The 23,548-nt window shown below is 70.2% G+C and carries 25 protein-coding genes; 13 read left to right on the forward strand and 12 right to left on the reverse strand.

Annotated elements, in window-relative coordinates:
* The first annotated feature begins 136 nt into the window (after nucleotides 1-136).
* From WN71_RS07870 to WN71_RS07880, 3 genes are all read left to right on the forward strand, one after another.
* Nucleotides 137-1,171, forward strand: a complete 1,035-nt coding sequence (locus tag WN71_RS07870) for an alcohol dehydrogenase catalytic domain-containing protein (protein ID WP_046584347.1) — start codon at nucleotides 137-139, stop codon at nucleotides 1,169-1,171.
* A 133-nt stretch (nucleotides 1,172-1,304) separates the two neighbouring features.
* A complete protein-coding gene (locus WN71_RS07875) occupies nucleotides 1,305-2,282 on the forward strand; it encodes an aldo/keto reductase (protein ID WP_046584346.1) in 978 nt (325 codons plus the stop codon).
* A gap of 102 nt (nucleotides 2,283-2,384) precedes the next feature.
* Nucleotides 2,385-3,236, forward strand: coding sequence for an aldo/keto reductase (locus WN71_RS07880; protein WP_046584345.1), 852 nt, complete (start codon nucleotides 2,385-2,387; stop codon nucleotides 3,234-3,236).
* A gap of 105 nt (nucleotides 3,237-3,341) precedes the next feature.
* On the opposite strand, the gene WN71_RS07885 is transcribed toward WN71_RS07880, so the two are convergent.
* Nucleotides 3,342-4,223, reverse strand: coding sequence for an NmrA family NAD(P)-binding protein (locus WN71_RS07885; RefSeq protein ID WP_046584344.1), 882 nt, complete (start codon nucleotides 4,221-4,223; stop codon nucleotides 3,342-3,344).
* Nucleotides 4,224-4,347: 124 nt separating this feature from the next.
* Here WN71_RS07885 and WN71_RS07890 point away from each other — a divergent pair, with 124 nt between their 5' ends.
* Nucleotides 4,348-5,262 carry a LysR family transcriptional regulator gene (locus WN71_RS07890; RefSeq protein ID WP_046584343.1) on the forward strand — a complete coding sequence of 305 codons (915 nt, stop codon included), beginning with the start codon at nucleotides 4,348-4,350 and terminating at the stop codon, nucleotides 5,260-5,262.
* Nucleotides 5,263-5,408: 146 nt separating this feature from the next.
* Here the strand turns inward: WN71_RS07890 and WN71_RS07895 are convergent, their stop codons facing one another.
* The gene (locus tag WN71_RS07895) at nucleotides 5,409-6,074 is read right to left on the reverse strand and encodes a TetR/AcrR family transcriptional regulator (protein ID WP_046584342.1); all 666 of its coding nucleotides are present in this window, start codon (nucleotides 6,072-6,074) and stop codon (nucleotides 5,409-5,411) included.
* Nucleotides 6,075-6,110: 36 nt separating this feature from the next.
* Between WN71_RS07895 and WN71_RS07900 the strand changes: the two genes are divergently transcribed.
* Nucleotides 6,111-6,908, forward strand: a complete 798-nt coding sequence (locus tag WN71_RS07900) for an alpha/beta fold hydrolase (RefSeq protein WP_046584341.1) — start codon at nucleotides 6,111-6,113, stop codon at nucleotides 6,906-6,908.
* Between the two features lie 181 nt (nucleotides 6,909-7,089).
* Here the strand turns inward: WN71_RS07900 and WN71_RS07905 are convergent, their stop codons facing one another.
* The 3 genes from WN71_RS07905 to WN71_RS07915 all read right to left on the reverse strand — a co-directional run bounded on the left by WN71_RS07905 (nucleotide 7,090) and on the right by WN71_RS07915 (nucleotide 8,662).
* Nucleotides 7,090-7,794 carry a hypothetical protein gene (locus tag WN71_RS07905; RefSeq protein ID WP_046584340.1) on the reverse strand — a complete coding sequence of 235 codons (705 nt, stop codon included), beginning with the start codon at nucleotides 7,792-7,794 and terminating at the stop codon, nucleotides 7,090-7,092.
* Nucleotides 7,795-7,799: 5 nt separating this feature from the next.
* Complete coding sequence (locus WN71_RS07910) at nucleotides 7,800-8,084, reverse strand: DUF6415 family natural product biosynthesis protein (RefSeq protein WP_206300040.1); 285 nt, start codon at nucleotides 8,082-8,084, stop codon at nucleotides 7,800-7,802.
* 131 nt (nucleotides 8,085-8,215) lie between these two features.
* On the reverse strand, nucleotides 8,216-8,662 hold the full coding sequence (locus WN71_RS07915; protein WP_046584413.1) for an ATP-binding protein: 447 nt from the start codon (nucleotides 8,660-8,662) through the stop codon (nucleotides 8,216-8,218).
* A gap of 227 nt (nucleotides 8,663-8,889) precedes the next feature.
* Here WN71_RS07915 and WN71_RS07920 point away from each other — a divergent pair, with 227 nt between their 5' ends.
* Nucleotides 8,890-10,173 carry an NsdA family TPR-like regulatory protein gene (locus WN71_RS07920; protein ID WP_046584338.1) on the forward strand — a complete coding sequence of 428 codons (1,284 nt, stop codon included), beginning with the start codon at nucleotides 8,890-8,892 and terminating at the stop codon, nucleotides 10,171-10,173.
* Complete coding sequence (locus WN71_RS07925) at nucleotides 10,170-10,709, forward strand: GNAT family N-acetyltransferase (protein WP_206300041.1); 540 nt, start codon at nucleotides 10,170-10,172, stop codon at nucleotides 10,707-10,709. The genes WN71_RS07920 and WN71_RS07925 overlap by 4 nt, the downstream gene beginning before the upstream one ends.
* A gap of 59 nt (nucleotides 10,710-10,768) precedes the next feature.
* On the opposite strand, the gene WN71_RS07930 is transcribed toward WN71_RS07925, so the two are convergent.
* Nucleotides 10,769-12,001, reverse strand: coding sequence for a cytochrome P450 family protein (locus WN71_RS07930; protein ID WP_046584336.1), 1,233 nt, complete (start codon nucleotides 11,999-12,001; stop codon nucleotides 10,769-10,771).
* Nucleotides 12,002-12,358: 357 nt separating this feature from the next.
* Between WN71_RS07930 and WN71_RS42585 the strand changes: the two genes are divergently transcribed.
* On the forward strand, nucleotides 12,359-12,556 hold the full coding sequence (locus WN71_RS42585) for a hypothetical protein (RefSeq protein WP_240529590.1): 198 nt from the start codon (nucleotides 12,359-12,361) through the stop codon (nucleotides 12,554-12,556).
* Nucleotides 12,557-12,661: 105 nt separating this feature from the next.
* Nucleotides 12,662-13,075, forward strand: coding sequence for a hypothetical protein (locus WN71_RS07940; RefSeq protein ID WP_046584334.1), 414 nt, complete (start codon nucleotides 12,662-12,664; stop codon nucleotides 13,073-13,075).
* Nucleotides 13,076-13,217: 142 nt separating this feature from the next.
* Here WN71_RS07940 and WN71_RS07945 read toward each other — a convergent pair whose 3' ends face one another.
* Together WN71_RS07945 and WN71_RS07950 are read right to left on the reverse strand one after the other, a co-directional pair.
* The gene (locus WN71_RS07945; RefSeq protein ID WP_046584333.1) at nucleotides 13,218-14,042 is read right to left on the reverse strand and encodes a hypothetical protein; all 825 of its coding nucleotides are present in this window, start codon (nucleotides 14,040-14,042) and stop codon (nucleotides 13,218-13,220) included.
* 365 nt (nucleotides 14,043-14,407) lie between these two features.
* A complete protein-coding gene (locus WN71_RS07950; RefSeq protein ID WP_046584332.1) occupies nucleotides 14,408-15,295 on the reverse strand; it encodes an NAD-dependent protein deacetylase in 888 nt (295 codons plus the stop codon).
* Between the two features lie 188 nt (nucleotides 15,296-15,483).
* Between WN71_RS07950 and WN71_RS07955 the strand changes: the two genes are divergently transcribed.
* The 3 genes from WN71_RS07955 (at nucleotide 15,484) to WN71_RS07965 (ending at nucleotide 20,664) form a co-directional block, all read left to right on the forward strand.
* Complete coding sequence (locus WN71_RS07955; protein ID WP_046584331.1) at nucleotides 15,484-15,969, forward strand: cation:proton antiporter regulatory subunit; 486 nt, start codon at nucleotides 15,484-15,486, stop codon at nucleotides 15,967-15,969.
* Nucleotides 15,970-15,975: 6 nt separating this feature from the next.
* The gene (locus tag WN71_RS07960; RefSeq protein ID WP_046584330.1) at nucleotides 15,976-17,244 is read left to right on the forward strand and encodes a cation:proton antiporter; all 1,269 of its coding nucleotides are present in this window, start codon (nucleotides 15,976-15,978) and stop codon (nucleotides 17,242-17,244) included.
* A gap of 375 nt (nucleotides 17,245-17,619) precedes the next feature.
* Nucleotides 17,620-20,664: a carbohydrate binding domain-containing protein gene (locus WN71_RS07965; RefSeq protein WP_046584329.1), complete on the forward strand. Its 3,045-nt coding sequence runs from the start codon at nucleotides 17,620-17,622 to the stop codon at nucleotides 20,662-20,664.
* A gap of 112 nt (nucleotides 20,665-20,776) precedes the next feature.
* On the opposite strand, the gene WN71_RS07970 is transcribed toward WN71_RS07965, so the two are convergent.
* The 3 genes from WN71_RS07970 to WN71_RS07980 all read right to left on the reverse strand — a co-directional run bounded on the left by WN71_RS07970 (nucleotide 20,777) and on the right by WN71_RS07980 (nucleotide 22,428).
* Nucleotides 20,777-21,196 carry a hypothetical protein gene (locus WN71_RS07970; protein ID WP_143074809.1) on the reverse strand — a complete coding sequence of 140 codons (420 nt, stop codon included), beginning with the start codon at nucleotides 21,194-21,196 and terminating at the stop codon, nucleotides 20,777-20,779.
* Nucleotides 21,197-21,441: 245 nt separating this feature from the next.
* Complete coding sequence (locus tag WN71_RS07975) at nucleotides 21,442-22,164, reverse strand: hypothetical protein (RefSeq protein WP_046584327.1); 723 nt, start codon at nucleotides 22,162-22,164, stop codon at nucleotides 21,442-21,444.
* Nucleotides 22,165-22,197: 33 nt separating this feature from the next.
* Entirely contained in the window at nucleotides 22,198-22,428 is a 231-nt protein-coding gene (locus WN71_RS07980) for a hypothetical protein (protein WP_143074810.1), read from the reverse strand.
* Between the two features lie 344 nt (nucleotides 22,429-22,772).
* Between WN71_RS07980 and WN71_RS41780 the strand changes: the two genes are divergently transcribed.
* Entirely contained in the window at nucleotides 22,773-22,928 is a 156-nt protein-coding gene (locus WN71_RS41780) for a DUF6131 family protein (RefSeq protein ID WP_167382901.1), read from the forward strand.
* A gap of 42 nt (nucleotides 22,929-22,970) precedes the next feature.
* On the opposite strand, the gene WN71_RS07985 is transcribed toward WN71_RS41780, so the two are convergent.
* A complete protein-coding gene (locus WN71_RS07985) occupies nucleotides 22,971-23,420 on the reverse strand; it encodes a hypothetical protein (RefSeq protein WP_046584325.1) in 450 nt (149 codons plus the stop codon).
* Nucleotides 23,421-23,548: the final 128 nt, after the last annotated feature.

A 23,548-nucleotide genomic window follows, 5' to 3' on the forward strand; every position in this document is an offset into this window, starting at 1 on the left:
GGGAGTGGGTATCCGCACTCCTGTGGATGATCACCTCCCGGAACCGGAGCAGGCACCCGTGCCCACCCAGGAACTGGCCGGCAGAACAGGACCTGGCCGGCAGAACAGGACCTGCTCAGCAGAAAGGGCACCAAGCGTGCGCGCAACCCGTCTCCACCAGGCCGGCGACGTCCGTGTCGAGAACGTCGCCGACCCGAAGATCCAGCAGCCGACCGACGCCGTCGTACGGATCGTGATGGGCTGCATCTGCGGCAGCGACCTGTGGCCCTACAAGTCGCAGCCGCTCACCGACCACCCGCGCCAGATGGGCCACGAGTTCATCGGCGTCGTCGAGGAGGCCGGCGCCCAGGTCACCCGCGTCAAGCCCGGCGACCTGGTGGTCGCCCCCTTCACGTACGCGGACGGCACCTGCGAGTACTGCCGCAGCGGGCTGCCCACGTCCTGCCCGCACGGCGGCCCGTGGGGCGTGAACGGCGTGGACGGAGGCCAGGGCCAGGCCGCCCGCGTTCCCTACGCCGACGGCACCCTCGTCGCGCTGCCCGTCGGTGAGGACTCCGTGCTGCTGCCCGACCTTCTCACCCTGTCCGACGTGCTGTGCACCGGCTACCACGCCGCCCGCACCGCCGGTGTCCGGCGCGGCGAGACCGTCGCCGTCATCGGTGACGGCGCCGTCGGCCTGTCCGCGGTGATCTCCGCGAAGCTCCTGGGCGCCGAGCGGATCATCCTCATGGGCCGGCACGCCGCGCGCACCGACCTGGGACGCGATTTCGGCGCGACCGACGTCGTCGCCGCGCGCGGTGAGGAGGGCGTGGCCGCGGTCCGTGAGCTGACCTCGGGCCGCGGCGCCGAGCGGGTCCTGGAGTGCGTGGGCCTGGAGGACGCGCTCGTCCAGGCCGCCGGTGTGGCATGTGACGGCGGCGTGATCAGCCGCGTCGGCGCCCCGCAGTACCCCGCGGTGCCCTTCGGGTTCCCGGAGTTCCTGCGGAATCTGACCCTCACCGGCGGGGTGGCACCCGCCCGCGCCTACATCGAGGAACTCATGCCGCACATCCTCGACGGTGAGATCCACCCCGGCCGGGTCTTCGACCGCACCGTCCCCCTGGAGCGCGTCGCCGAGGGCTACCGGCTGATGAACGACCGCGAGGCACTCAAGGTCATCGTCCGCCCCTGACCACTGCACAGCCCCACCCCGGGGCAGCCGACCCCCGTACAGCCGTACGTGGCGGTGCCACCCCAATGACACCAGCACATCCCCCTACACAAATGACACCATCACATCCCCCTACACAACGGATGGAATCCCGATGAAGCACATCACACTGCGTGACCTCGAAGTGTCCCGGATCGGGCTCGGGGCGATGGGCATGTCCCAGGGCTACACCGGCGCCGGAACCGACGACGCGGAGTCCGTCCGCACCATCCACCGGGCCCTGGAGCTCGGCGTCACGTTCGTCGACACCGCCGAGGTCTACGGCCCCTACACCAACGAGGAACTCGTCGGCCGCGCGCTGAAGGGCCGCCGCGACCAGGTCGTGCTGGCCACCAAGTTCGGCCTCGTCTCCCACACGGGCGACGCGCTCAGGAGCGTGGACAGCAGCCCGGCCAATATCCGCACCGCCGTCGAGGGCTCCCTCACCCGCCTGGGCACCGACCACATCGACCTGTACTACCAGCACCGGGTGGACCCCGAGACGCCGATCGAGGAGACCGTCGGCGCCCTGGCCGAACTGGTCGCCGAGGGCAAGATCCGGCACATCGGCCTGTCCGAGGCCGGCCCCGACACCATCCGCCGTGCTCACGCCGTCCATCCCGTCACCGCGGTGCAGTCCGAGTACTCGCTGTTCACCCGTGACCCCGAGGCCCGCGTGCTGCCGGTGCTGCGCGAGCTGAACATCGGGTTCGTGCCCTTCTCCCCGCTGGGACGCGGCTTCCTGACCGGCGCGATCCGTTCCACCGCCCAGTTCGACCCCACCGACTTCCGCGCCGGTAACCCGCGCTTCTCCGAGGAGAACTTCGCGCACAACCTCCGCTTGGCCGACCAGGTCGCGGCCGTTGCGGGGCAGGTCGGTGCCACTCCGGCGCAGGTTGCGCTGGCCTGGCTGCTGGCCCAGGGCGACGACATCGCCCCCATCCCCGGCACCAAGCGCGTGACACGGATCGAGGAGAACGTCGCCGCGGACACGGTGCACCTCACCGACGACCAGCTCGCCGAGCTCACCGACCTGGCGCCCGCGGCCGGCGACACCCACAACGAGGCCCAGATGCGCCTGATGGAGCGCTGACCGGCTTCATCGCGCAAGAGCCTCCGCCCGCCCCCATCGCACGCGCAGAACACCCACAGAACACCCGCGGAACACCCGCAGAACCGGAGAACCGGAGCACCCGTGCAGCACGTCACCTTGAACAACGGCGTCCAGATGCCGATCCTCGGCTTCGGCGTCTACCAGATCCCGCCGCAGAACACCGAGCAGGCCGTCTCCGACGCTCTCGCCGCCGGCTACCGCCTGCTGGACACCGCCGCCGCCTACGGCAACGAGGAAGCCGTCGGCCGCGCCATCAAGTCCAGCGGCATCCCCCGCCAGGACCTGTTCGTCACCACGAAGCTGTGGGTCCAGGACGCCCCGGCGCAGCACAACACCCGACGGGCGCTGGAGACTTCGCTGACCAAGCTGGGCCTGGACCACGTCGACCTCTACCTGATGCACCAGCCCTTCGGCGACGTCTACGGCCAGTGGCGCGCCATGGAGGCCGCCCACCGCGAAGGCCTGGCCAGGGCGATCGGCGTCGCCAACTTCTACCCCGACCGACTCCTGGACCTGATCTTCAACAACGAGATCACCCCGCAGGTCAACCAGATCGAGACCCACCCGTTCTTCCAGCGCGGCACCGACCACGACCTCATGCGCGAGCACGGCGTCCAGCACCAGTCCTGGGGCGGCTTCGCCGAAGGCAAGAACGACCTGTTCACCCACCCCGTCCTCGGCGAGATCGGCACCGCGCACGGCAAGTCGGTGGCGCAGGTCGTGTTGCGCTGGCTCATCCAGCGCGACATCGTCACCATCCCCAAGTCGGTCAACCCCGACCGGATGGCCCAGAACATCGACGTCTTCGACTTCCAGCTGACCGACGACCAGATGGACCGGATCACGGCCCTCGACACCGGGACGACCCTGTTCTTCGACCACCACGACCCCGAGATGGTCACCTGGCTCAGCAAGCGCCGACTGGACGACTGAACGATCCACCGATCGCCACCGATCGCCATCGATCGGCCATCGACGGCAGCCGACCTGCCGGCCCGCTGAACGGGCGCACAGACAGGCGCACAGACAGGCGTGCTGTCAGGACTGTGCGGCCGGTACGAGGTGGTCCCGGCACCACTGGCGGAAGCCGGTGGCGGCGACGGACTCCGGACCGCGAGGCTCGGCGTCGTAGATCCCGTCGTTCTGTGCCTCGACCATCTCCGCCATGTCCTGCGCCAGTGCCGGGCTCGCGCCGCGCTGGATCATCGTGGTCTTGAGTTCCGCGAGCGGGATCTGGCGGTAGCGGATCGTGCGGCCGAGGACGTCGGAGACGACCTCGGCCATGGCGTGGGGGGTGAGGCGGTCGGGACCGGCCAGGGGGACGCGGGCCTGCCCGCTCCAGGAGGTGTCGAGGAGCAGCGCTGCCGCGGCGTCGGCGACGTCACGGGTGGCGACGGTCGCCAGCGGCCGGTCCGCGGCGTTGGCCATGGAGAAGGTGCCCTGCTCGGTCATCGCCGGGATGTGGTGGAGCAGGTTTTCCATGAAGAAGGGCAGGGCCAGCGCCCGGTAGTGCGCGCCCGCGTCCTCGAACAGTTCGTCCATGGCCAGCGCGGCGGACAGGAGTCCGGCCTCGCCCCGGTATCCGTGTCCCAGGGAGGTGACGCCGACCACCCGTAGGCCTTGGCGGGCGGCCTCTTGGCAGGCGGGCCGGGTGAACTCCCGATAGTGGTGCTCGGCTCGGTCGGCGTCGCGGAAGTCAGCCGGGGGCACGAGCCAGAACAGGCGGTCGGCGCTCCGGAGCGCCTTCGTGATCGTGTCGGCGTCACCGTGCGAGCCCTGCACCACCTCGGCGCGGGCCTGCACGTGCGGAGGCAGCCGGGAGGAGTCGCGGACGACCACGCGTACGGCCTCCCCTGCGTCCAGCACGCGGTCCACGACCTGTCGGCCTATGGTGCCGGTGGGGGTGGTGACGACGATCATGAGTGCCTCCGGGGGAGTCGGTCGACGGCGGGCCCGTGACGGGCGTTGCCGGTTGCCTCCTAGCCAACCCGGCGCGTCTTCGCAGGTGCAGGACCGGTTCGGTCGCCATTGATACCCTGGTGGTATGAGTTCGGGCGACCTTGAGGTACGGCAGCTCCGGTACTTCGTCGCGGTCGCGGAGGAACTGCACTTCGGACGTGCCGCCGCTCGGCTGGGCATGGCGCAGCCGCCGCTGTCCCGATCGATTCGGGAACTTGAGCGGCAGCTCGGCGTGACCCTCTTCGAGCGGACCACCCGGCAGGTGAGGCTCACCGCGGCCGGCGAAGTCCTGCTGCGCGACGCCCGCACCGCCCTTGAAGCGGTCACCGCCGCCGCCCACCGAGCCAGGCAGGCCGGCAGCGCGTCGCCACGGCTGCGGATCGCGCTCAAGGCAGACGTCGACGGCGGCCTGCTCCCGCAGATCCTTCACACCTACGGCGCCGACGGCGCGTCGCTGCCGTCGGAACTGGTCCTCGGAGGGTTCGGCGAGCAGCCGCAGGCGCTGCGTGACGGCATCGCCGACGTGGGACTCGTGCTCTGCCCCTTCGACGGACGCGGCCTCGACAGCGAGCCCTTGCTCACCGAGCCGGTCCTGGTCGCCCTGGCCACCGCCGACCCACTGACCGCCCGGACCCGGCTCAGCCTCGCCGACCTGGCAGGCCGCAAACTCCCCGGCGGCTCCCCGGCAAGCCACGGCCGACCCGTCGAACGCCCCTCTCGTACCGAAGCGGAGTGGCCGGCCTCGAACCTGTCGGAGATCTTCAGCCTCGTCGAGACGGGCAGCGTCGTGTTCTTCGCGCCCGCCTCGGTGGCCCGGCGCTACCCGCGACCCGGCATCGCCTATCGCCCGGTCAGTGACCTGCCGGACGCCACCCTGGCCGTCGCCTGGCCCCAGGAGGCACGCTCCCCGGCGGTCGCCGCCTTCGTACGCGCCGCTTGCGCCGTCGCAGCCGCCGGGCACGCACGCACGGAAGCGCTTCTGCAGAGCCCGACCCCCTGAGCTGTGGGCCGCGGCCGCCTTGGCGCCACCGGCCGTACCGGCGCGCCAGCCGGCTGTTGAGCCCAGGAGGATGCCGCCCTCTCAGGGCGTCGGCATGTCGCTGACCTCCTACGACATGCCGAGCATGCCTTCTCCGTCGCGGGGGTTCATTTCCTTGTGCCCTCGCGCGACCCGGACCGGACCGTCGGCGCCTTCGGCCCCGTTGACGTGAGTTGTCGGCACATCAGCTGGTGAACGAGGTGTGCCGTCGCGAGCAGATCCTCGCGAGCCGTGTCGAGGTTGGACCGCACCGACAATCCGTGCCAGACGGATTGGACGAGCCCGGTCAGGACCGCCGCGTCGGTGCCCGCGGCCAGTTCCCCGTCCTGGATCGCTCGTTCGACGCGTACGAGGAGGGCCTGCTCGTTCGAGCCGTGCAGTTCGGCGATGTAGGCGCTCGTGTCGAGCGTGCTCGTGCTGTCGGTCATCACGGCGCTGCTGATCAGACATCCGGGATGCGTGTCGCTTGGCTGGGTGAACTCGTGGACCGAGTCGGTGAGGATGCGTTCGATGACCGTCTGGATGTCCTTCTCGGCGACAGCCAGCTGGTAGATCTCGCGGTACCGCTCGGCGTAGGTCCGCACCGCTTCCTCGAACAGTCCGGCCTTGCTGCCGAAGGCGGCGTAGAGGCTGGAGGTGGAGAGCCCGAGGGCCGCGGTCAGGGTGCGGGTCGAGGTGCCGGAGTAGCCGCGTCGCCAGAAGAGGCGGGCGGCGTCGAGGACCGCACGGTCGCGGTCGAAGGCTCGGGGGCGTCCACGGTGGCGTTCGGTCACCCTTGAATTGTAGATCGTTCGCTTCATAATTGATTTATGGAGCGAACGATTCAGAAGAAGGTGCCGGTCGGCGGGGGCAGCTGGGTCACGGTCGATGTGTACGGCGAGGTGGATGCCCCGAGCCTCGTCGTCGTCCCGGGGGTGATGAGCGATGCGCATACGTGGGGCCGCGTCGCGGAAGCCGTGGACGCATGGCCCTCGGTAGTGGTCGTCAACCGCCGGGGACGTACTGCCTCAGGGCCGTTGACCAACTCGTACTCACTGCGGACAGAGGTTGAGGATCTCGGTGTGGTCCTTGACGAGTTCGACCACGCGAGCGCACTTTTCGGCTGGAGTTACGGCGGCTTGATCGCCTTGCTGACCGCCAACGATCGCCCGATTCCCCAGGTGATCGCCTACGAGCCGGTGACGCGGCCATTTGGACGTCATGCACTGCCGGACCTGAAGGTCGCAGCGGAGACGGCGGACTGGGATCGCTGCGTCGAGATCGTCAATCGGCAGATCTCCGGCTTCTCCGCCGCGCATGTCGAGGCCCTTCGCGCCGATCGGCAGAGTTGGGCGGTCCTGTGTCGCTTGAGCGGTCCGCTGTACGCCGAACTCGGCGCGCTCAACGCGATGATGCCTCCGGATGTGTTGGCGCGACAGGCAGATCGAGTCGACCTGATCATCGGCCAGTGCAACCGCGGGACAGCCCCGTACGGAGACTCGTTCGACAACGTGCGGCAGCACGTTGCTCGCGCCGGAGTCCACGAACTCCCCGGCCAGGGCCACCTGGCCCACCTTCAGGCGCCGGCGGAACTTGGCCACCTGCTCAGCAGCCTCGCGGCCATCTGATGGGCGCCACGCCAACGCAGCTTTCGGTGGGCCGGTGGAACGAGGCCCGGCGCGGGGAGCGGGGGTGTTGCACGGCCGCGCCAGGGGAGTAGGCGGTGTGCGTCTCCCCGCGCCGGGGGTTTGCGGGACCGTCTGGTGGCCTCGGGTCCGTGTGTGTGCGCCCGGGCCACCGGACGGGGCTCTATGGGGTGCCGGCCGTGTCGAGTTCGCGTATGAGCTCGTCCACGGTCAGGACGGTGAACGAGGAGAGGCGACGCACGAGTTGGGAGCCCAGACAGGTGGGCAGGTTGGGGTGCCCGTAGGGCAGCGGCATCTCCGGCTCGGCGACGACATGCACGCCACGCTCGGGGTCGTAGCCGTAAATGACGCCGATGACTCCGTACAGCGGCGCACTGCGCGCGAGGAACACCCGCGGCCGGACTGCCAGATGAGGACACAGCCGGGCCGCCGTCTGGATGTGGCGGGTGCAGACGGGCGGCTGGTTGGTCAGCACCGTCTCCGCCTGTGCGTCGAGATCCCGCGGCCCGGAGAGGAAGACGAACCCGAGGGGAGTGCGGGCGGGTGCTGTGCAGACCTGGCAGCGCAGGGACTGCATGGTGATCCGCTGCCGGAACGGATGCATCATCTTCCACTCCGGCACCCCGGTCGGCCGCCCGTGCTCGTCCACAGGGTTGAAGGAGCAGCGCCCCCACAGCACGCCGTGCAGGTCGCGGTCGCGGGGGTCCTCGTCGAGGTAGTGCAGCCGGTAACGGCCGGGCGCGGCACGGTGGATGACGAGATCGGCCGGCGCTGCTTCCTCACCGCGGCGCTGGACGATGAAGGGCACCAGCGTTGGTTGCTGCTGCTGGTTCACGTTCTTGTTCGTCTCTATCGTCGTGGATCGCATCGGCGTCAGACCGCCTCTCGCAGGCAGCGCAGCTCCACCAGCCGTGTGAGGAGCTCGTCGACGACCCGGGCAGTCCGCCGCAGGTGATCAACGGCCGGACCGTGGTTGTCCGACATGTCCTGCGTGGACACGGCGCGGGCCCGGAGGAGGAGCTGTGCCGTGGTTTCGGCTGGGTCGGCGGCGTTGGCGACGGTGATGCACACCAGACGCCGGAGGTGGCCGGGCAGTCGCACCTGGAGTTCGTCCGCCTGCTTCTGGGAGGGCGGGCGGGTGCCCAGGGCAGTTTTCACGTCGCCGCGGACGGCACTGCCGTCGAAGGGCTGACAGCGGCAGAGCTTGGCGAGCACCGACCTGAGTTCGTCCGGAATCAGTGGCGGGGCCCAAGGCGCTGCTGTGCGCGGGTGAGTCCATGTTGGGGTCGTCATCTGGCGTCCTCGGTTCGAAGTTCGGCCCAGACTTCTTTGCCCCAGGGGTCCGTGCTGGGGCCGGTCAGGTCGTAGCCCCAGCGGTCGGTCACGGCGTTGATGAGGAGGAGTCCCCGCCCTGACTCGTCGCTGACGCTCGCCTGGCTGAGCATCGGCAGAGAAGAGGGCTCCCCGTCCACGACTGCGATACGCAGCAGACTCGGACTGGGTCTGTCGAGGACAAGGCGCACTTCGGAGCACCGCGTGTGGCCGGAGGCGTTCGCGATCAGCTCCGTGGTGATGAGGGTTGCAGGGTCTGCGAGCCTGCTGAGGCCCCAGACGCTGAGGACCTCTCGGACAAGCTCGCGGCCGCGCTGGGCCGCGGACGGCTCGCAGGGGAGGATCTGGCTGTATGCGGGATGGCTGGCGGCGCACGCCTTGGCCGGTAATCGCAGGCTCGTCATGGAATGGGGCCCTCGGGTCGTCTCGGTGCCCGGCCGCTCAGGCAAGGAGAGGACCCGGGCGGCCAAGGCCGTCAACAGCCGCCGTCAAAGGCGGCCGGTACCCAGACAACTCCCGGACTCCGTGGTGTGGTTAGGGCGATCGGGCATCCAGCGAATGCGGCGACCTAGGGTGATTTGGCCTGCCTTTTACCTGGCAAGCCGGCCGCTACCGGAGCTACGGTGCGTGCATGGACACCACGCGCAACACGGTCCTTGAAGCGTGGATGGCCGAGCACGGCTACAGCTCCAACAGCCTTGCCGAAGCGGTGAACAGGGCGTTGGAGGAGCTGACAGGACGGCCGGGCGGCCTCGACGGCTCTTCCGTGCGCGACTGGAAGGCCGGCCGGGTCACGTGGCCCAAGTCGGCTACCCGCACAGCACTTGAGAACGTCAGTGGCCTGCCTGCTGTCGCTCTGGGGTTCGTACCGCACAGTCGGCCCTCCGCACCGTCCGCAACACTCCAGCAGGAGGAGTCCGACATGAAGCGTCGCGCCCTGGTCGGCGGCATCGCTGCGGCTGCCGCAGCAGCGGCAGCACCCGGCACCGCTTCATCACGCCGCATCGGGATGAGCGACGTCAACCGGCTCAACCATCGCTTCGCCGAGATCATCGCCAGCGATCACCGGCACGGCGGACAACCGGGTATCGAGCAGCGGGCCGCCGCCCTTGCCGAGGAGGCACTCAACCTGCAGAACGCCGGTAGTGCCAGCCAGCGCGTGCGCAGCAACCTCTACGCCTCGGCGGCCGCTTTCCGCTCCTCGGCGATGTGGGCCGCAATCGACGGCCGCCGCTACGACATCGCCAAAATGCACATGAGAGAGGCACAGACCCTCGCCGAGATGTCCGGCGACCAGACGATCAAATTCCGGATCTGGAGCCACGCGGGCACCCTCTACCGCCACATGGGCCGCCCGGCCGACGCATTCGCCGCCAACGATGTCGCCCGCAGCCTCAATCTCACCCGCAGAGACCCCCTCTTCGCGTCCCTCGGGCTTGCCCGACAAGGCGCCATCCACGGCGCGGCGCAGGACCGCACCGCCACCCGCCGCGCATTCGACCAGGCACAGGACGCCATGCTGCGCGCCGATCGGGACGACTACCGTCCCGTCTGGCTGCTCGCCTTCTACGACCAGGCCGAGCTGGACCACTTGGCGCTCTCCGCCTACCTCGCCCTCGGTGACCATCCGACCGCCGAGTACCACGCCCACCGCTGTCTGTCCGCCCTGAGGCCTAACATGGCCCGCTCCCGGGCCATCACCACGACCCGGCTGACCCACGCCCAGCTTGCCCAAGGCGACATCCACGCCGCCACCGCCACAGCGAGACGAGTCACCGCCGAAGCCGCCACCCGCCACGCCCGCGTCTCGCGCATGCTCCAGGAATTCGGCGCCGCACTGCGGGCCACGGCACCCGGCAGCACAGCGAGCCAGACCTGGACAGAGCACACCGTCGGCTGGAGGATCACCACATGACCACGGCCCCCGCCATCGAACTGCGTACGTTCTCAGCCCTCGACGCCGTTCGCGGTGACCTCCTCGACGTGTACGCCGAGGTACGGGCGCCCTTGCTCCACCTGCCGAACTACGCGGTCACCGCATTCGGAGAGAGGCTGGACCGCCACGGCTGCGAACGGGGCTTCATTGCCGTCCTCGCCTACGCGGAAGGCCGGCCGGTCGGCTACGCCTACGGCAACACCATCGAGCACGGCGACCGGTACTGGCAGCGCATCAGCCCGACGCCGGCGCGGAGGTACACCGAGCGGCCGGCCCTGGCTCTCAAGGAGATCGGCGTCAGCCCGGCCTGGCGGAAGACCGGTACCGCGCGCCGTATCCACGACGCTCTGCTCGCTCTACGCGACGAGCCCAATGTCACCCTCATGGTCAACTCGGCCGCCGGTGACGGGAAGGTCCACGATCTGTACAGGTCGTGGGGTTACGGCGACATCGGCCAGAGTCAGCCGTCACCCGCCTCACCGCTCCTGACGGTGATGATCCGCGCTGTTGCCTAGCCGATCCCTCTGCTGGTGCTGCCCGAGCACCTGCGACCTCATCAGTACACCCTGTCTGATCAAGTACTGACGGTACGGCGGCCGGTATCGGCGGTCCGGACCGGAAGGGCGAGCAGTCCGCGGGACCGCATCGAGGGCCGCCATCGCAACTCGCTCGGCGGCACGGCGAGGGCCAGGTCGGGAAAGCGGTCGAAGAGCGTGGCCAGAGCGATCTCGGTCTCCATGCGAGCCAGCGGAGCCCCCAGGCAGTAATGGATTCCGTGGCCGAGGGCGAGGTGGCCGGTGGCGTCGCGGTCGATGTCGAAGCGGTCCGGGTCGGGGAACCGGCGGGGGTCCCGGTGAGCGGCCGCGAGGGACAGCAGGACGGTCTCGCCGGCGGGGACGGTCACGCCGCCGATGGTGACGTCCTCGGTCGGAAACCTCCTGACGGCCAGGGGGAACGGGCCGTCGTAGCGGGCCAGTTCCTCCACTGACGTGCTCAGCCGGTCGGGACGGGCGCGGAGTTCGGCCAGTTGGTCGGGGTGGCGCAGCAGGGTCAGGATCGAGTTGCCGATCAGGTGCACGGTGTTCTCGTATCCGGCGAACAGGATGAGGAAGGCCAGGGACGTCAACTCGTCCTCGTTCAGCCGGTCCTCCTGGTCCCGTGTGGCGATCAGCGCGGAGAGCAGGTCGTCAGCGGGGGCGATTCGTTTGGCTGTGATGAGCCGGGTGAAGTACGCCAGCAGGCTCCCGGCCGCTTCCTTGGCCAGGGTGGGCTGCGTGGGGTCGGGGGCGACGAGCGCGTCGGTCCATGCCCGAAAGTCGGGCCGGTCGGCCGGGGCCACTCCGAGCAGGTCGCAGATCACCGTGATCGGCAGGGGCGCCGCGTACGCGGCGATGAGGTCGGCGTGTTCCTGCTGGGCGACGGCGTCCAGCAGCCGGTCGGCGATGCGCTGGGTCGGCTCGCGCAACTGCTCGATCTGGCGGGGCGTAAAGGCGCGGGACACCAGGCGCCTGATGCGGGTGTGGTCCGGGGGGTCCATGTTGAGCAGGTGCGCGTCCAGCGCCGGCGGCAGGGCCATGCCCCGGTAGCCGCCGGGTGCCGCGTTGCGCTTGTCCAGGGACAGCCGGGGATCGGCCAAGGCCTGGCGTACGTCGTCGTAGCCGGTCACCAGCCAGGCGGGTAACCCGTCCGTGCCGGTGATCTTGTGGACGGGTCCGGCCTCGCGGAACTGTACGTACACGGCGTACGGATCGGCGGCGAGCACCGCGTGGTCGACGAGCTTCTGCTGGGCAGGAGTTGCACTGGTCATGTCCCGACCTTACTGACGGGAGACCGGGACCCGGTGATTCCGCCCGGATGGTGGGATGTCCGGAATCGGCTGCCGTCAGGCCGAGGGGCCTCCGAACGGCTGCGCTCCTGGTGTTGCCTCGGGCGGTGGTCCGGCCGCTACGCGACTGCCCCTGGTGGGTGATCTCGGGAGGGGGGCCGTGACCTGGTGGGTGGGGGACGGGGTTGATCGCATATGCATCTGACTCGACGTCTGCTCACGACGGCGGCCACCGTCACCGCCGTCCTCGCGACCGCTCTGTCCACTGCTCCGCAGACTGCTGCCGCGTCCGCACCATGCACGTCGGCTTGGCGGGCCGTTCAGAAGGTGGCGGTGCGTATGCCGGCGTGGAACGAGGGACCGGTCGCGACGACGCGTTCGCCGATCGTGCGGTACCTGCGCCGAGGCGAGCGGGTGCGGTCGTGCGTCGTCGCCGTCGGCCGTGACGCGTCGCAGTACCGCGAGTGCGGCGGCGGGAGCCTGTGGCGGGTGGTGCCCGGAGGCCAGGTGCCGTCCGGGTGCCTGCGCCGGGCTTGAGCCGTTGAGACTCCGCCGGCCGCCTCGTCGCGCGCGGGACCGCATGATGTTCCGGCTGGTCGGAGGCCTAGGATCAGGCCACCAGTACGAAGGGTGGGGCGGCCGATGGACAGCCGGGCATGGAAGTGGGCACTTATTGCGGCCCCGGTGATGATGTCGGTCTCCGCGTGCGGGGGCTGGGGCGGCTATCCGGCTGCGAAGAACGTCCACGAGTCTCAGCTCGTCGGCACCTGGCGCGACCCGGATTGCGGCACCGAAGTGACCTTGAAGCGGGACGGATCGGCGTCCGCCACCGGCATCCCTACCGAGATGGAACTCGACGGCAAGGTCACGCAGAAGGTCGGCGGGGCAGGCACCTGGGAGATCGGCGAGTTCAGGGGTGACCAGCAACTCGAAGTGGCCGCAGGGGACACGTACATCACATTCGACCTCTACTCGGACAAGGGGCGGCTGCTGGTGGGGCTGACCGTGGGGGACCCGGACGACATGAACTGGTGCATCCTGACCAGGAAGTCGTAACGGCGGGCGGTCCCATGGCTGTACGGCGGTGAAGGACAGCCGCCCGCCTGCCCGGCCCGCGGCGGCGTGGTCAAGGCGAACCGGAACGGACCGGCGGCAGGTGCTCCGGAGGTTCGCCGCCGTTCAGGCCCTGGCGGTGGTCCTATCCGGTGAGAGGTGAGGCCGAGGAGGTCGTCGCGGTGGACTGGACGGCGTAGCCGTCGACGAGGGAGAAGGCGGCCACATAGCGGTGCGCGGTGTAGGCGCACCGGCTCACCGTCTTCGTCGACAGGGGATGCCACGTGAGGTAGACGGTCCCCGGCACGGCGTACTTCTCCGGTCCGCCGGCCGTCTGGATGTCGCCGGTCCGGGCGTCGGGCGTGCAGGGAGGCTCCGCCACCGCCACGTGCAGCCCGACGCCGAGCCCTCCGTGGGCAACGGCGTGCTTCTGCGCGGCCGGGCCGTACGTCGTGGACAGGCAGATCGGCCGGGAACCCGGGGGTTCGGTGCTTCCCCGCTCTGACGCGGCCGGGGACGGGTCACCACCGGCCTGGCTCAACCAGGTCGCCATCCCGGTGAGCGTGTTCGGGGACGAGCCCGAGCCCACCCATCGCTGCTGTGCCAGCACCGCGTCGAGTTGGTGGAGGCGCGTGCGAATGTCCCCGTCGAAGGCGAGGTAAAGAACGGTGCTGCGGGCGCAGTTGATCGGTGCCCAGCTCGCCGACCCGAGGAACGGGTTTCGGTCCTCCGTCTGGCACGAGTCCGCCACCGATGTGCCGAGCGGAACGGCCCAGGGCAGCGCCGACGTCAGTTTCGTCAGGCGCGCGGAGCTCGTCCGTGCCGCGGCCGCGCCGGCGGTCCGAGTGGTGGCGGAGTGGGCGAAGGCGCCGACATCGGGCGGCGTGCGGTCCACGGCGCGGTGAAGTTGCCACAGCACGCAGAGCACCAGCGCGCACACCACGCCGACCGCGGCCAGCACGGCGGTCACACATCCGCGCGCCAGTGCCCCCGTCCGACCACGTTCCCCCGTCGGATGTTCCATGTCCGCATGGTCGCTGGTCGACACCGGGTTCGGGGCAACGGGCCGGTCTCCTTACGGTCTCGTCAACCGGAACGGCCACGTCGAGGGCCGCATCCCGCACCACCTGCGGTCGCCCCTCGCCTGATGCGGATCCAGACCACGAACCTGACGAAGCACTGTTGGCATCGAGCTTGCCGATCGACCCACCCCGAGCGGCGAACACCCGTGGTGGGTGCGGCCGGTGTCGGGCACGGTCGGGGCGGCGCGGATGCGGTGGCGGGTATCGGCTGCGAGTTGCTGCGTCAGCTGGCTTCGCAGCGGCCGCCGGAGGGTCAGATGTGGTCCGTGATGTCCAGCTGCTCGGCGATGGTGGTGAGGGCCGTTCCCAGGGGCAGCGCGACGCGCGTGCGGGCGTACTGGTCGCCGCGGGTGGGACCGAGGTTGACGATCCAGACCGGTTTCCCGGCCGTGGCGGCCTGGCGGACGAAACGGAGCCCGGACATCACCGTCAGTGAGGATCCGAGGACCAGGAGCGCGTCGGCCGCGGACATCAGGTCGCGGCAGTGTTCGGCGCGGTCGGGTGGGACGTTCTCGCCGAAGAACACGACGTCGGGCTTGAGGATGCCGCCGCAGGCGGTGCAGGGCAGTACCCGGAAGCCACCGGCCTGTTCGTCGGTCAGGTCGGCGTCGCCGTCGGGATTCACCGTGGCGGCCACCGGGTCGAATCCGGGGTTGGCCTCCTCGAGGCGCGCGGCCAGGGCGCGACGCGCGCTGAGGGTGCCGCAGGACAGGCAGACGACCCGGTCGAGTCCGCCGTGGAGCTCCACCACGCCCTGGCTGCCCGCGGCCTGGTGCAGGCCGTCGACGTTCTGGGTGATCAGACCCGCCAGCAGTCCGTGACGGCCGAACGCGGCCACGGCCCGGTGCCCCGCGTTGGGGCGGGCCCGGCCGAAGGTGCGCCACCCGAGGTGGCTGCGCGCCCAGTAGCGGCGCCGGGCGCGCTCGTCCCCGACGAAGTCCTGGTAGGTCATCGGGGTGTGCCGGCTGAGACTGCCGTGCTCGCCGCGGTAGTCGGGGATGCCCGACTCGGTGGAGAGACCCGCCCCGCTGAGCACCAGCACCCCGCCCGCCCGCAGGGCATCGGCGACGGGCCCGGGGTCGGAGCCTGCCGCCGGCTCATCGCCTGTGGGAGTCCAGCTCAGCGTGGGTCGCATCCGCATGCCGCCAGGGTACGGGGCGGCGCCCGCGCTCTCGCAGGGACGGGGGCGCGCGGCGTCTCGGCGGTGCGCGTACCGGCTGACGGACGAGCTGAGGGGCCGCCACGGACCGCTACAGCCGCTCGGTTAAAGTGACACCCGTCAATCATTAAAGAAATGGTCAACTGACCTGTTGGGACGGGAGGGCAGCCATGGGGGCTGCACGCATGGGCAGTACGCCGCTGCCGGGCATCGGAGTCCGGTACGACCTGACCACGAGGGACCGACGTCGCGTGTCGGTGGTCGCGCACCGGGACGGCTCGCGGACCCTGAACGCGTACCGCCAGGACGACCCGGACGCGTGCGCGCTGTCGGTCAGGCTGGCCCCGGGAGAGGCGGACGCACTCGTCGACGCCCTGATGCCGGAGCACCGCAGCCCGAGTCTGCTCTCGACGACCGAGCTGGGGCTGGTCGCGGAGCGGATCGAGCTGTCCGCCACCTCGTACTGGAACGGACGGCTGCTGGGGGAGACGCGGATGCGCACGGAGACCGGTGTGTCGATCGTCGCGGTGCTGCGCAGAGCGGAGGCGATCCCCTCACCAGGGCCGGACTTCCGCCTGGCGGGCGGGGACACGCTGATCGTCATCGGCACGCGCGAGGGTGCGGACGCCGCCGCCGTGATCCTCGGGCGGGAGTGAGCCTCGATGCACTCGACCACCTTTCTGATCGAGTTCGGGGCGATCATCCTCGGGCTGGGGCTGCTGGGCCGGTTCGCCGGACGCTTCCAGTTCTCGCCCATCCCGCTCTATCTGCTGGCGGGGCTGGCCTTCGGGCAGGGCGGGCTGCTCCCGCTGGACACCAGCGAGGAGTTCGTCGCGATCGGCGCCGAGATCGGCGTGATCCTGCTGCTGCTCATGCTGGGACTGGAGTACACGGCCAGCGACCTGGTCTCCAACCTCAAGACGCAGTACCCGGCCGGGCTGATGGACGCCGCGCTCAACGCCCTGCCCGGAGCCGTGATGGCACTGCTGCTGGGCTGGGGCCCGGTGGCGGCGGTGGTCCTGGCCGGGGTGACCTGGGTTTCGTCCTCCGGGGTCATCGCCAAGGTCATCGGTGATCTGGGGCGTCTGGGCAACCGCGAGACGCCGGTGATCCTGAGCATCCTGGTCCTGGAAGACCTGTCCATGGCCGTCTATCTGCCCATCGTCACCGCCCTGCTGGCCGGTACGGGCCTGGCCGCCGGTGGCGTCACCCTCGCGATCGCCCTCGGTGTGGCCGGGCTGGTCCTGCTGCTGGCGGTGCGGTTCGGCCGGCATGTCTCGCGCTTCGTCTCCAGCGACGACCCGGAGAAGCTGCTGCTGGTGGTTCTCGGCCTGACCCTCCTGGTCGCCGGGCTCGCGCAGGAGTTGCAGGTGTCGGCGGCCGTGGGGGCCTTCCTCGTCGGCATCGCCCTGTCCGGGGAGGTCGCGGAGGGCGCGCACAACCTGCTCGCCCCGCTGCGAGACCTGTTCGCCGCGGTGTTCTTCGTGTTCTTCGGCCTCCACACCGATCCGTCGAGCATTCCGCCGGTGCTGCTGCCCGCGCTGGCCCTCGCGGGCGTCACGGCGCTGACGAAGGTCGCCACCGGGTACTGGGCCGCGCAGCGGGCCGGCATATCCGTCAAGGGGCGTTGGCGGGCGGGCGGCACACTGGTCGCGCGCGGAGAGTTCTCCATCGTGATCGCCGGGCTCGCCGTCACCTCCGGGATCGAGCCCTCCCTGGGCCCGCTCGCCACGGCCTACGTCCTGATCCTGGTGGTCCTCGGCCCGCTCACCGCCCGCTACACCGAACCCGTGGCCCTCCGCCTGTCCGGCGGCCTGCGCAGGCCGGCTCCCGTGGCCCACGCTCCGGCGGGCGAGCCGGTCGGGGACCAGAAGGACGCGGCGGACCAGAAGGACGCGGCGGACGATCAGGACCCGGTCGGCCACCCGTGACCTGAGACGGGCGGGCGGCGCGGCCCGAGCCGTATGCGGCCGTGGCCGTCGCCGCCCGCCCTCCCCGGCGCGGACCGGTAGGCCCTGACCGTTACTCCGGCAACGCCCCCTGGGACAAAGGCTGTTGTCTCTTCGAATAGGTGGGCCGCGGCCTGCCGGAACTCTTTACGGCCATGTGACGACCGAGTATCTTCCCGGTGCGCAACGAGTTGCAGCAAGTTTCCGAGACGCATTTCAGATCGGGAACCCGCTGCTCGCCACGGTCCTGCGGCGCGTCAGGGGGCCACGGCGGAGATCCACGCGGGACACCCCCACGGGTCCCGTATGCCGGACACCGCGGCCGCCCGCCGCGGCGCACCCCTTGGAGATTCCTCGATGAGACGCACCACGGCCTGGCGGCTCAGACGCCCCTGGGTACCGCTGGCCGCCGCGGCGGCCCTCCTGATCAGCCTTCTGCCGGCCCTGCACGGGGCCGGCACCGCGCTGGCAGCGACGCCGACCGCCGACGAGACCGGCAACACCGCGACGGTGTTCTACTACACCAAGACCCGCAACTGGTCGCAGTACTACCTGCATTACGCCCCCGACGGAGCCGCCTGGACGCAGGTGCCCGGAACCGCGATGGAGACCGGCTGCACGGACTGGGTGAAGAAGACCGTCAGCCTCGGCACCGCCACCACCTGGCAGGCCACGTTCAACAACGGCAGCGGCACCTGGGACAACAACGGCGGCCAGAACTACGCCCTGGGCACCGGCACCATCACCGTCAAGGACGGCGTCATAGCCCACAGCGACCCGTGCGGCGACGACAACGGCAGCACCGACCCCTCGCCGTCACCCACCTCCTCCTCGAGCACGACCAGCGCGACCGTCTTCTACTCGACCCAGAACGTGGGCTGGAGCACCGTCAACCTGCACTACGCCCCCACCGGCGGCGCCTGGACGACCGTGCCCGGCATCGCCATGGAACAGGCGTGCCCGGGATGGTTCAAGAAGACCGTCGACCTGGCCGGCGCGGCCGGCCTCGCGGCGACCTTCAACAACGGCAACGGCACGTGGGACAACAACAACGGCGCCAACTACGCGCTGACCACCGGCGTCAGCACCGTGAAGGACACGACGGTCACCAAGAACGCCACCGACCCCTGCGCCTCCTACGAGCCGGACACCACGGCGCCGACCGCCCCCACCGCCGTCAAGGCGACGGCCACCGACACGTCGATCGTGCTGACCTGGGACCCCGCCACCGACGACACGGCCGTCACCGGCTACCAGGTGACCCGCACGGGCGGCACCAAGGGCAGCCAGGTCACCAGCGTCGGCTCCACCGTGCTCAGCGAATCGGGCCTGGAGGCGGACACCACGTACACCTACACCGTCCGGGCACTCGACGCGGCGGGGAACATCTCGGCCGCCTCGGACACCGCGAGCGCGACGACGGGCGAGGCGCCGCCGGCGGCCGCGCAGGGCACAATGCTCGGCGGAGACCCGCGCAAGGACCCGATCTACTTCGTCCTGACCGCCCGCTTCTACGACGGCGACAGCAGCAACAACCGCGGCGGCAACCAGGACGTGGCGTCCGGGAACGCCGCCAACCACGACCCCATGTTCCGCGGCGACTTCAAGGGACTGGTGCAGAAGCTGGACTACATCAAGGCCCTCGGCTTCTCCGCCGTCTGGATCACCCCCGTGGTCCTCAACCGCTCCGACTACGACTACCACGGCTACCACGGCTGGGACTTCTACAAGGTCGACCCCCGACTGGAGTCCGCGGGCGCCTCCTACCAGGACCTCATCAACGCCGCCCACGCCAAGGGCATGAAGATCTACCAGGACGTCGTCTACAACCACAGCTCGCGCTGGGGCGCCAAGGGCCTGTTCGTGCCCACCGTCTACGGCGTGCGCGACTCCCAGTGGTCCTGGTACTACGACGAGAAGCAGCCCGGCTTCGAGTACGACGGCCTGACCGTCGAGCCCACCTCCGGTAAGTCGTACTACAACGGCGACCTGTGGTCCACCACCGAACCGACCGGCAACACCTGCCTGAACTGGGGCAAGCCCACCGGGTCCAAGTCACCCGAGGGCTACACCCTCTACAACTGCCAGTGGCCGAGCCCCACCAGCGGCATGTTCCCCTCGAAGTACTACCACCAGTGCTGGATCGGCAACTGGGAGGGCGAGGACTCCCGTTCGTGCTGGCTGGCCGACGACCTCGCCGACTTCAACACCGAGAACCCCACGGTGCAGAACTACCTCATCGGCGCCTACGACAAGTACATCGACATGGGCGTCGACGGCTTCCGCATCGACACCGCCGTCCACATCCCCCGCGTCACCTGGAACCGTCGCTTCCTGCCCGCCATCCAGGAACGCGTCGCCCAGGACTGGGGACCGGACAAGGCCCAGGACTTCTTCGTCTTCGGCGAGGTCGGCGCCTTCGTCAACGACAAGTGGAACCGCGGCTCGGTCAACCACTCCGCCCAGTTCTACACCTGGAAGGAGCGCAAGACGTACACCGACGACGACGTCCAGGCCGCCCTCGACCAGTACACCTACGAGGAGAACCTCGGCACGGGCAACCAGCCCACCTCCACCAACGCCTTCCTCAGCGGCAACAGTTACCACACCCCCGACCACTCGCAGTTCTCCGGCATGAACATCATCGACATGCGCATGCACATGAACTTCGGCGACGCGCACAACGCCTTCAACAACGGCAAGGACTCCGACGACTCCACCAACGACGCCACCTACAACGTCGTCTACGTCGACAGCCACGACTACGGACCCAACAAGTCCAGCGTCCGCTACACCGGCGGCCAGGACGCCTGGGCCGAGAACATGGCCCTGATGTGGACCTTCCGCGGCATCCCCACCCTCTACTACGGCTCCGAGATCCAGTTCCAGGCCGGCAAGACCATCGACTGCGGCCCCAGCTGCCCGCTGGCCACCACCGGCCGCGCCTACTACGGCGACCACCTCGAAGGCACCGTCACCACAAGCGACTTCTCCAAGGCCGACAGCGCCACCGGCGAGGTCGCCACCACCCTGGCCCAGCCCCTGGTCAAGCACCTCCAGCGGCTCAACCAGATCCGCCGCGCCATCCCGGCCCTGCAGATGGGCCAGTACTCCACCGACGGCGTCTCGGGCGGCGGCATGGACTTCAAGCGCCGCTACACCGACACCGCCGCCGGCGTGGACAGCTTCGCCCTCGTCGCCGTCACCGACGGCGCCACCTACAGCGGCATCCCCAACGGCACCTACAAGGACGCCGTCACGGGCGACGTCCGCCAGGTCACCGACGGCACCCTCACCGTCGCCGCCCCCGGCAAGGGCAACCTGCGCGTCTACGTCCTCGACCTCGGCGGCAAGAACGCCGCCCCGGGCAAGATCGGCACGGACGGCCCGTACCTCAAGTAGCCCGTCCGGCCCGCGCCCTGCCCGGCCGGCCCCGTGCGTGCGGGGCCGGCCGGTGGACGCCGGCGGCGCGAGCCGAGCGCGGGGACCCTCAGGCGGCGCCCATGCTGTCGCTTCAGGCGTTCGAGGGGCCGGCGCTGTCACGCCGGTGCGTCCAGCGGGGCGGCCACGTCTGGTCCCGCGCGATGGCCGTGCCCGGTATCCCGAGGGTGGCGCGCGCACAGCGGTGGAACTCGTCCCGCGCGAGTCGGTATGCCGTGAAGGCTTCGCTCCACTGCGCGGGATCGCCGGGCTCGTCACCGCGGCTCATCGCGAGCAGGTGCCACACACAATGGTTCAACTGCCGTGCCGCACTGATCGTGTCCGTGTCGGTCAGGAGCCGCACCGTCTCGATCTCCGCGTGGCGCCGTACCTCGGCCTCGTGCAGTCTGTCGAGGTTGTCCCGGGTGGGTTCCAAGGGGGCGTGGTCGAAGGTCAGCCCACGGTGGGCGGCCAAGCCGTTCGCCATGGCGATGATGTCCTTGACGGCTCTCACATAGTCCCCGTAGGCGGTCAATCGCCTTTCGTCCCAGCGGACATCAAGCTCTCTGCGCCACCGCGCCCGCTCCGACAGGGCCGTGGTCACATACGATGCCACGGCACCCACGACGACGCCCAGCAGCGCAGAGTTCTCAGCACTCACAGCCACCCCGACACCTTCCGACCTCAGTCCGACACGTGCGCCGAGTGTGACAGGAAGAGCGTCCGACAGCCGTCGGCCGGACCTTTGGCGGACGGCCCTCAGGCGGTCGCGGACCGTATGAAGAGGGCCGCGCTCGCCGTCATCAGGATCAGGGCGACCACCACGAGCAGCGGGGCGGCCAACAGGGCTCGGGCGCGGCCGCGGTTCACGCGTCGCAGCGCCGCGATCGAGTCGACCTTCGCGCGGTTCGACTCCTGCGGGCCGTGACGGACCGTGGGCTCCAGCAGCCGGAGGAGGTCCTCGGTGCCGGCCTGCGGCGGCCCTCGTGTGCGTGGACGGGCGCGCGGCCGTCGGCCGGGCCGGCCGTCATGCCCGCTCGTAGGTGCGGTCGAAGGCGTGGGGCGACGGCTCGTCGTGGTCGGGCCGGCCGTGGTCCAGGCCGGCCGGCGTCCGGCCGAGCCTTCGCGCCAGCCGCCCGCGCGCGGCTCGACCGCGGCCAGGGCTCGTAGCAGCGCCCGCGCGGCGGTCCACTCGTCCTGGCGGAGCGGCTCGTCGCGTTCGAGGCGCCGGACCATGGAGGAGCACAGGTCGGCCTCCTGCGACGCCAGACGACCGCGCGCACTCCGCAGGTCGTCGACCAGGCGGCGCTTGCGCGCGGCCCAGTGCGCCCGCGCGGCCTCGGCCGGTGCGCGCAGCCGACCCGCGCGGTCGCGGGACAAGTGGCGTGCGCGCAGGGCCGCAACCCGTTCCGCCTCGGCCTCGTCGATGCGCGGCACGATGTGCTCGATCCGCGTGATGATCTCCCTCGTCAGCGTGTACACGCCGGTGCCGGTGTCTTCCCTGAGGGCGACGGCCTAGGCGTGGCGCTGCTCCAGGTCGACGATCACGGCACACGGCACCAGGGATTCGGGGATGCCGAAGAAGCGCTGCATGGCCGAGACGGTGAGGGTCTGGGCGCGCTGGTGCTCGTCGAGACCATGGGGCCGCGCGGACGAGGCCGCGGCGACCAGCCGTGGGGATCTGGGGGCCCTCAGCCCGGTTCCTGACACCGGCTGTGACGCGTGGGCCGCCCGCCTCGAGCCCATGCGGACGGCTCCCGGCAACTGGCGGGACGACAAGAACAAGCGGCTGCGAGCACCGCCCGCCTCCTTCGCGCCGGACACCGCGAGCGTCTCGGGACCGTGTGCAGATCCGGGGCGTCGGCGGAGCGGGCGAGCAGGAACACCACGAGCGAAATTCACGCCGTACGTCGGCGTCCCGTCACGTGATGGCTGTGCCGCGGTGGGCGCCAGTGGGGGCGTTGGCGGCCGTGAAACGCCGCCAAAGCGCCAGGCGCGCTGCCGACGTTGCGTTTGCCTCAGGTGCGGGCGGGGACTCGTGGCCTTGGACGAGGACGTCGGCGGATGACTTCCCGTCCGACGGAGGAATCATGATCATCCTCGGAGTCATTCTGCTCGTCATCGGTCTTGTCGCGGGCATCGGAATCCTTTGGACCATCGGGATCATTCTGGTGGCGATCGGCGCCCTGCTGTGGATCATGGGAGCGATCGGGCGTGGGGTCGGCGGACGACAGCACTACTGGTAACGGCTGTCGCTCCGTGGCCGTCCGGGGCCGTCCGGGCTCGGCTCACCGCCCGGGCGGCGGAGGCGTCGCCGTGTGGTCGGGGTGTCCGCGCGTGCGGCGGGCCGACTTGAGGCGAGCCTCCAGGAGGTGATCGCGTCCGGCGGCCAGTTGGTCGACGATGTCGCCCTCGATGTGCGCGAAGGGCCGGTAGTAGGTCGAGTTGTAGGCCTCGACGATCTGAAAAGTCCAGTGGCCCGGGATGACGTTGCGCCCCACCAGGTCGCGCTCGACCCGGGCGGCCTGCTCTTCGTGGCCCGCCTCGCGCAGCAGCCGTACCGCCTCGCCGAGCTGGAAGTCCGCCGTGCCGGTCAGCTGATGGAAACCGTAGAGGTGGCCGCGGGCCCGTTCCGTGGTCTCCAGCGCCTTCGACAGCGCGCCGAGGGCGTTCACCGTCGCCTCGTCGACACCCTCGGGCACCTGGTGCGCCGCATCCATCTCGCGATTGCTGTCCATGGTGATCGCCTGCCCTGAAAATGCCTGAGAGAGCCGTCGATTGGGCCATGCGGAGTACCCGACGGAGGACGCGGCCGCTGCGACACGAAAGGCCTCGCACCGACGGAGAAAGCCGCCTGACCCGGGCG

Source organism: Streptomyces mangrovisoli (assembly GCF_000974985.2).
Taxonomy (GTDB): Bacteria; Actinomycetota; Actinomycetes; order Streptomycetales; family Streptomycetaceae; genus Streptomyces; species Streptomyces mangrovisoli.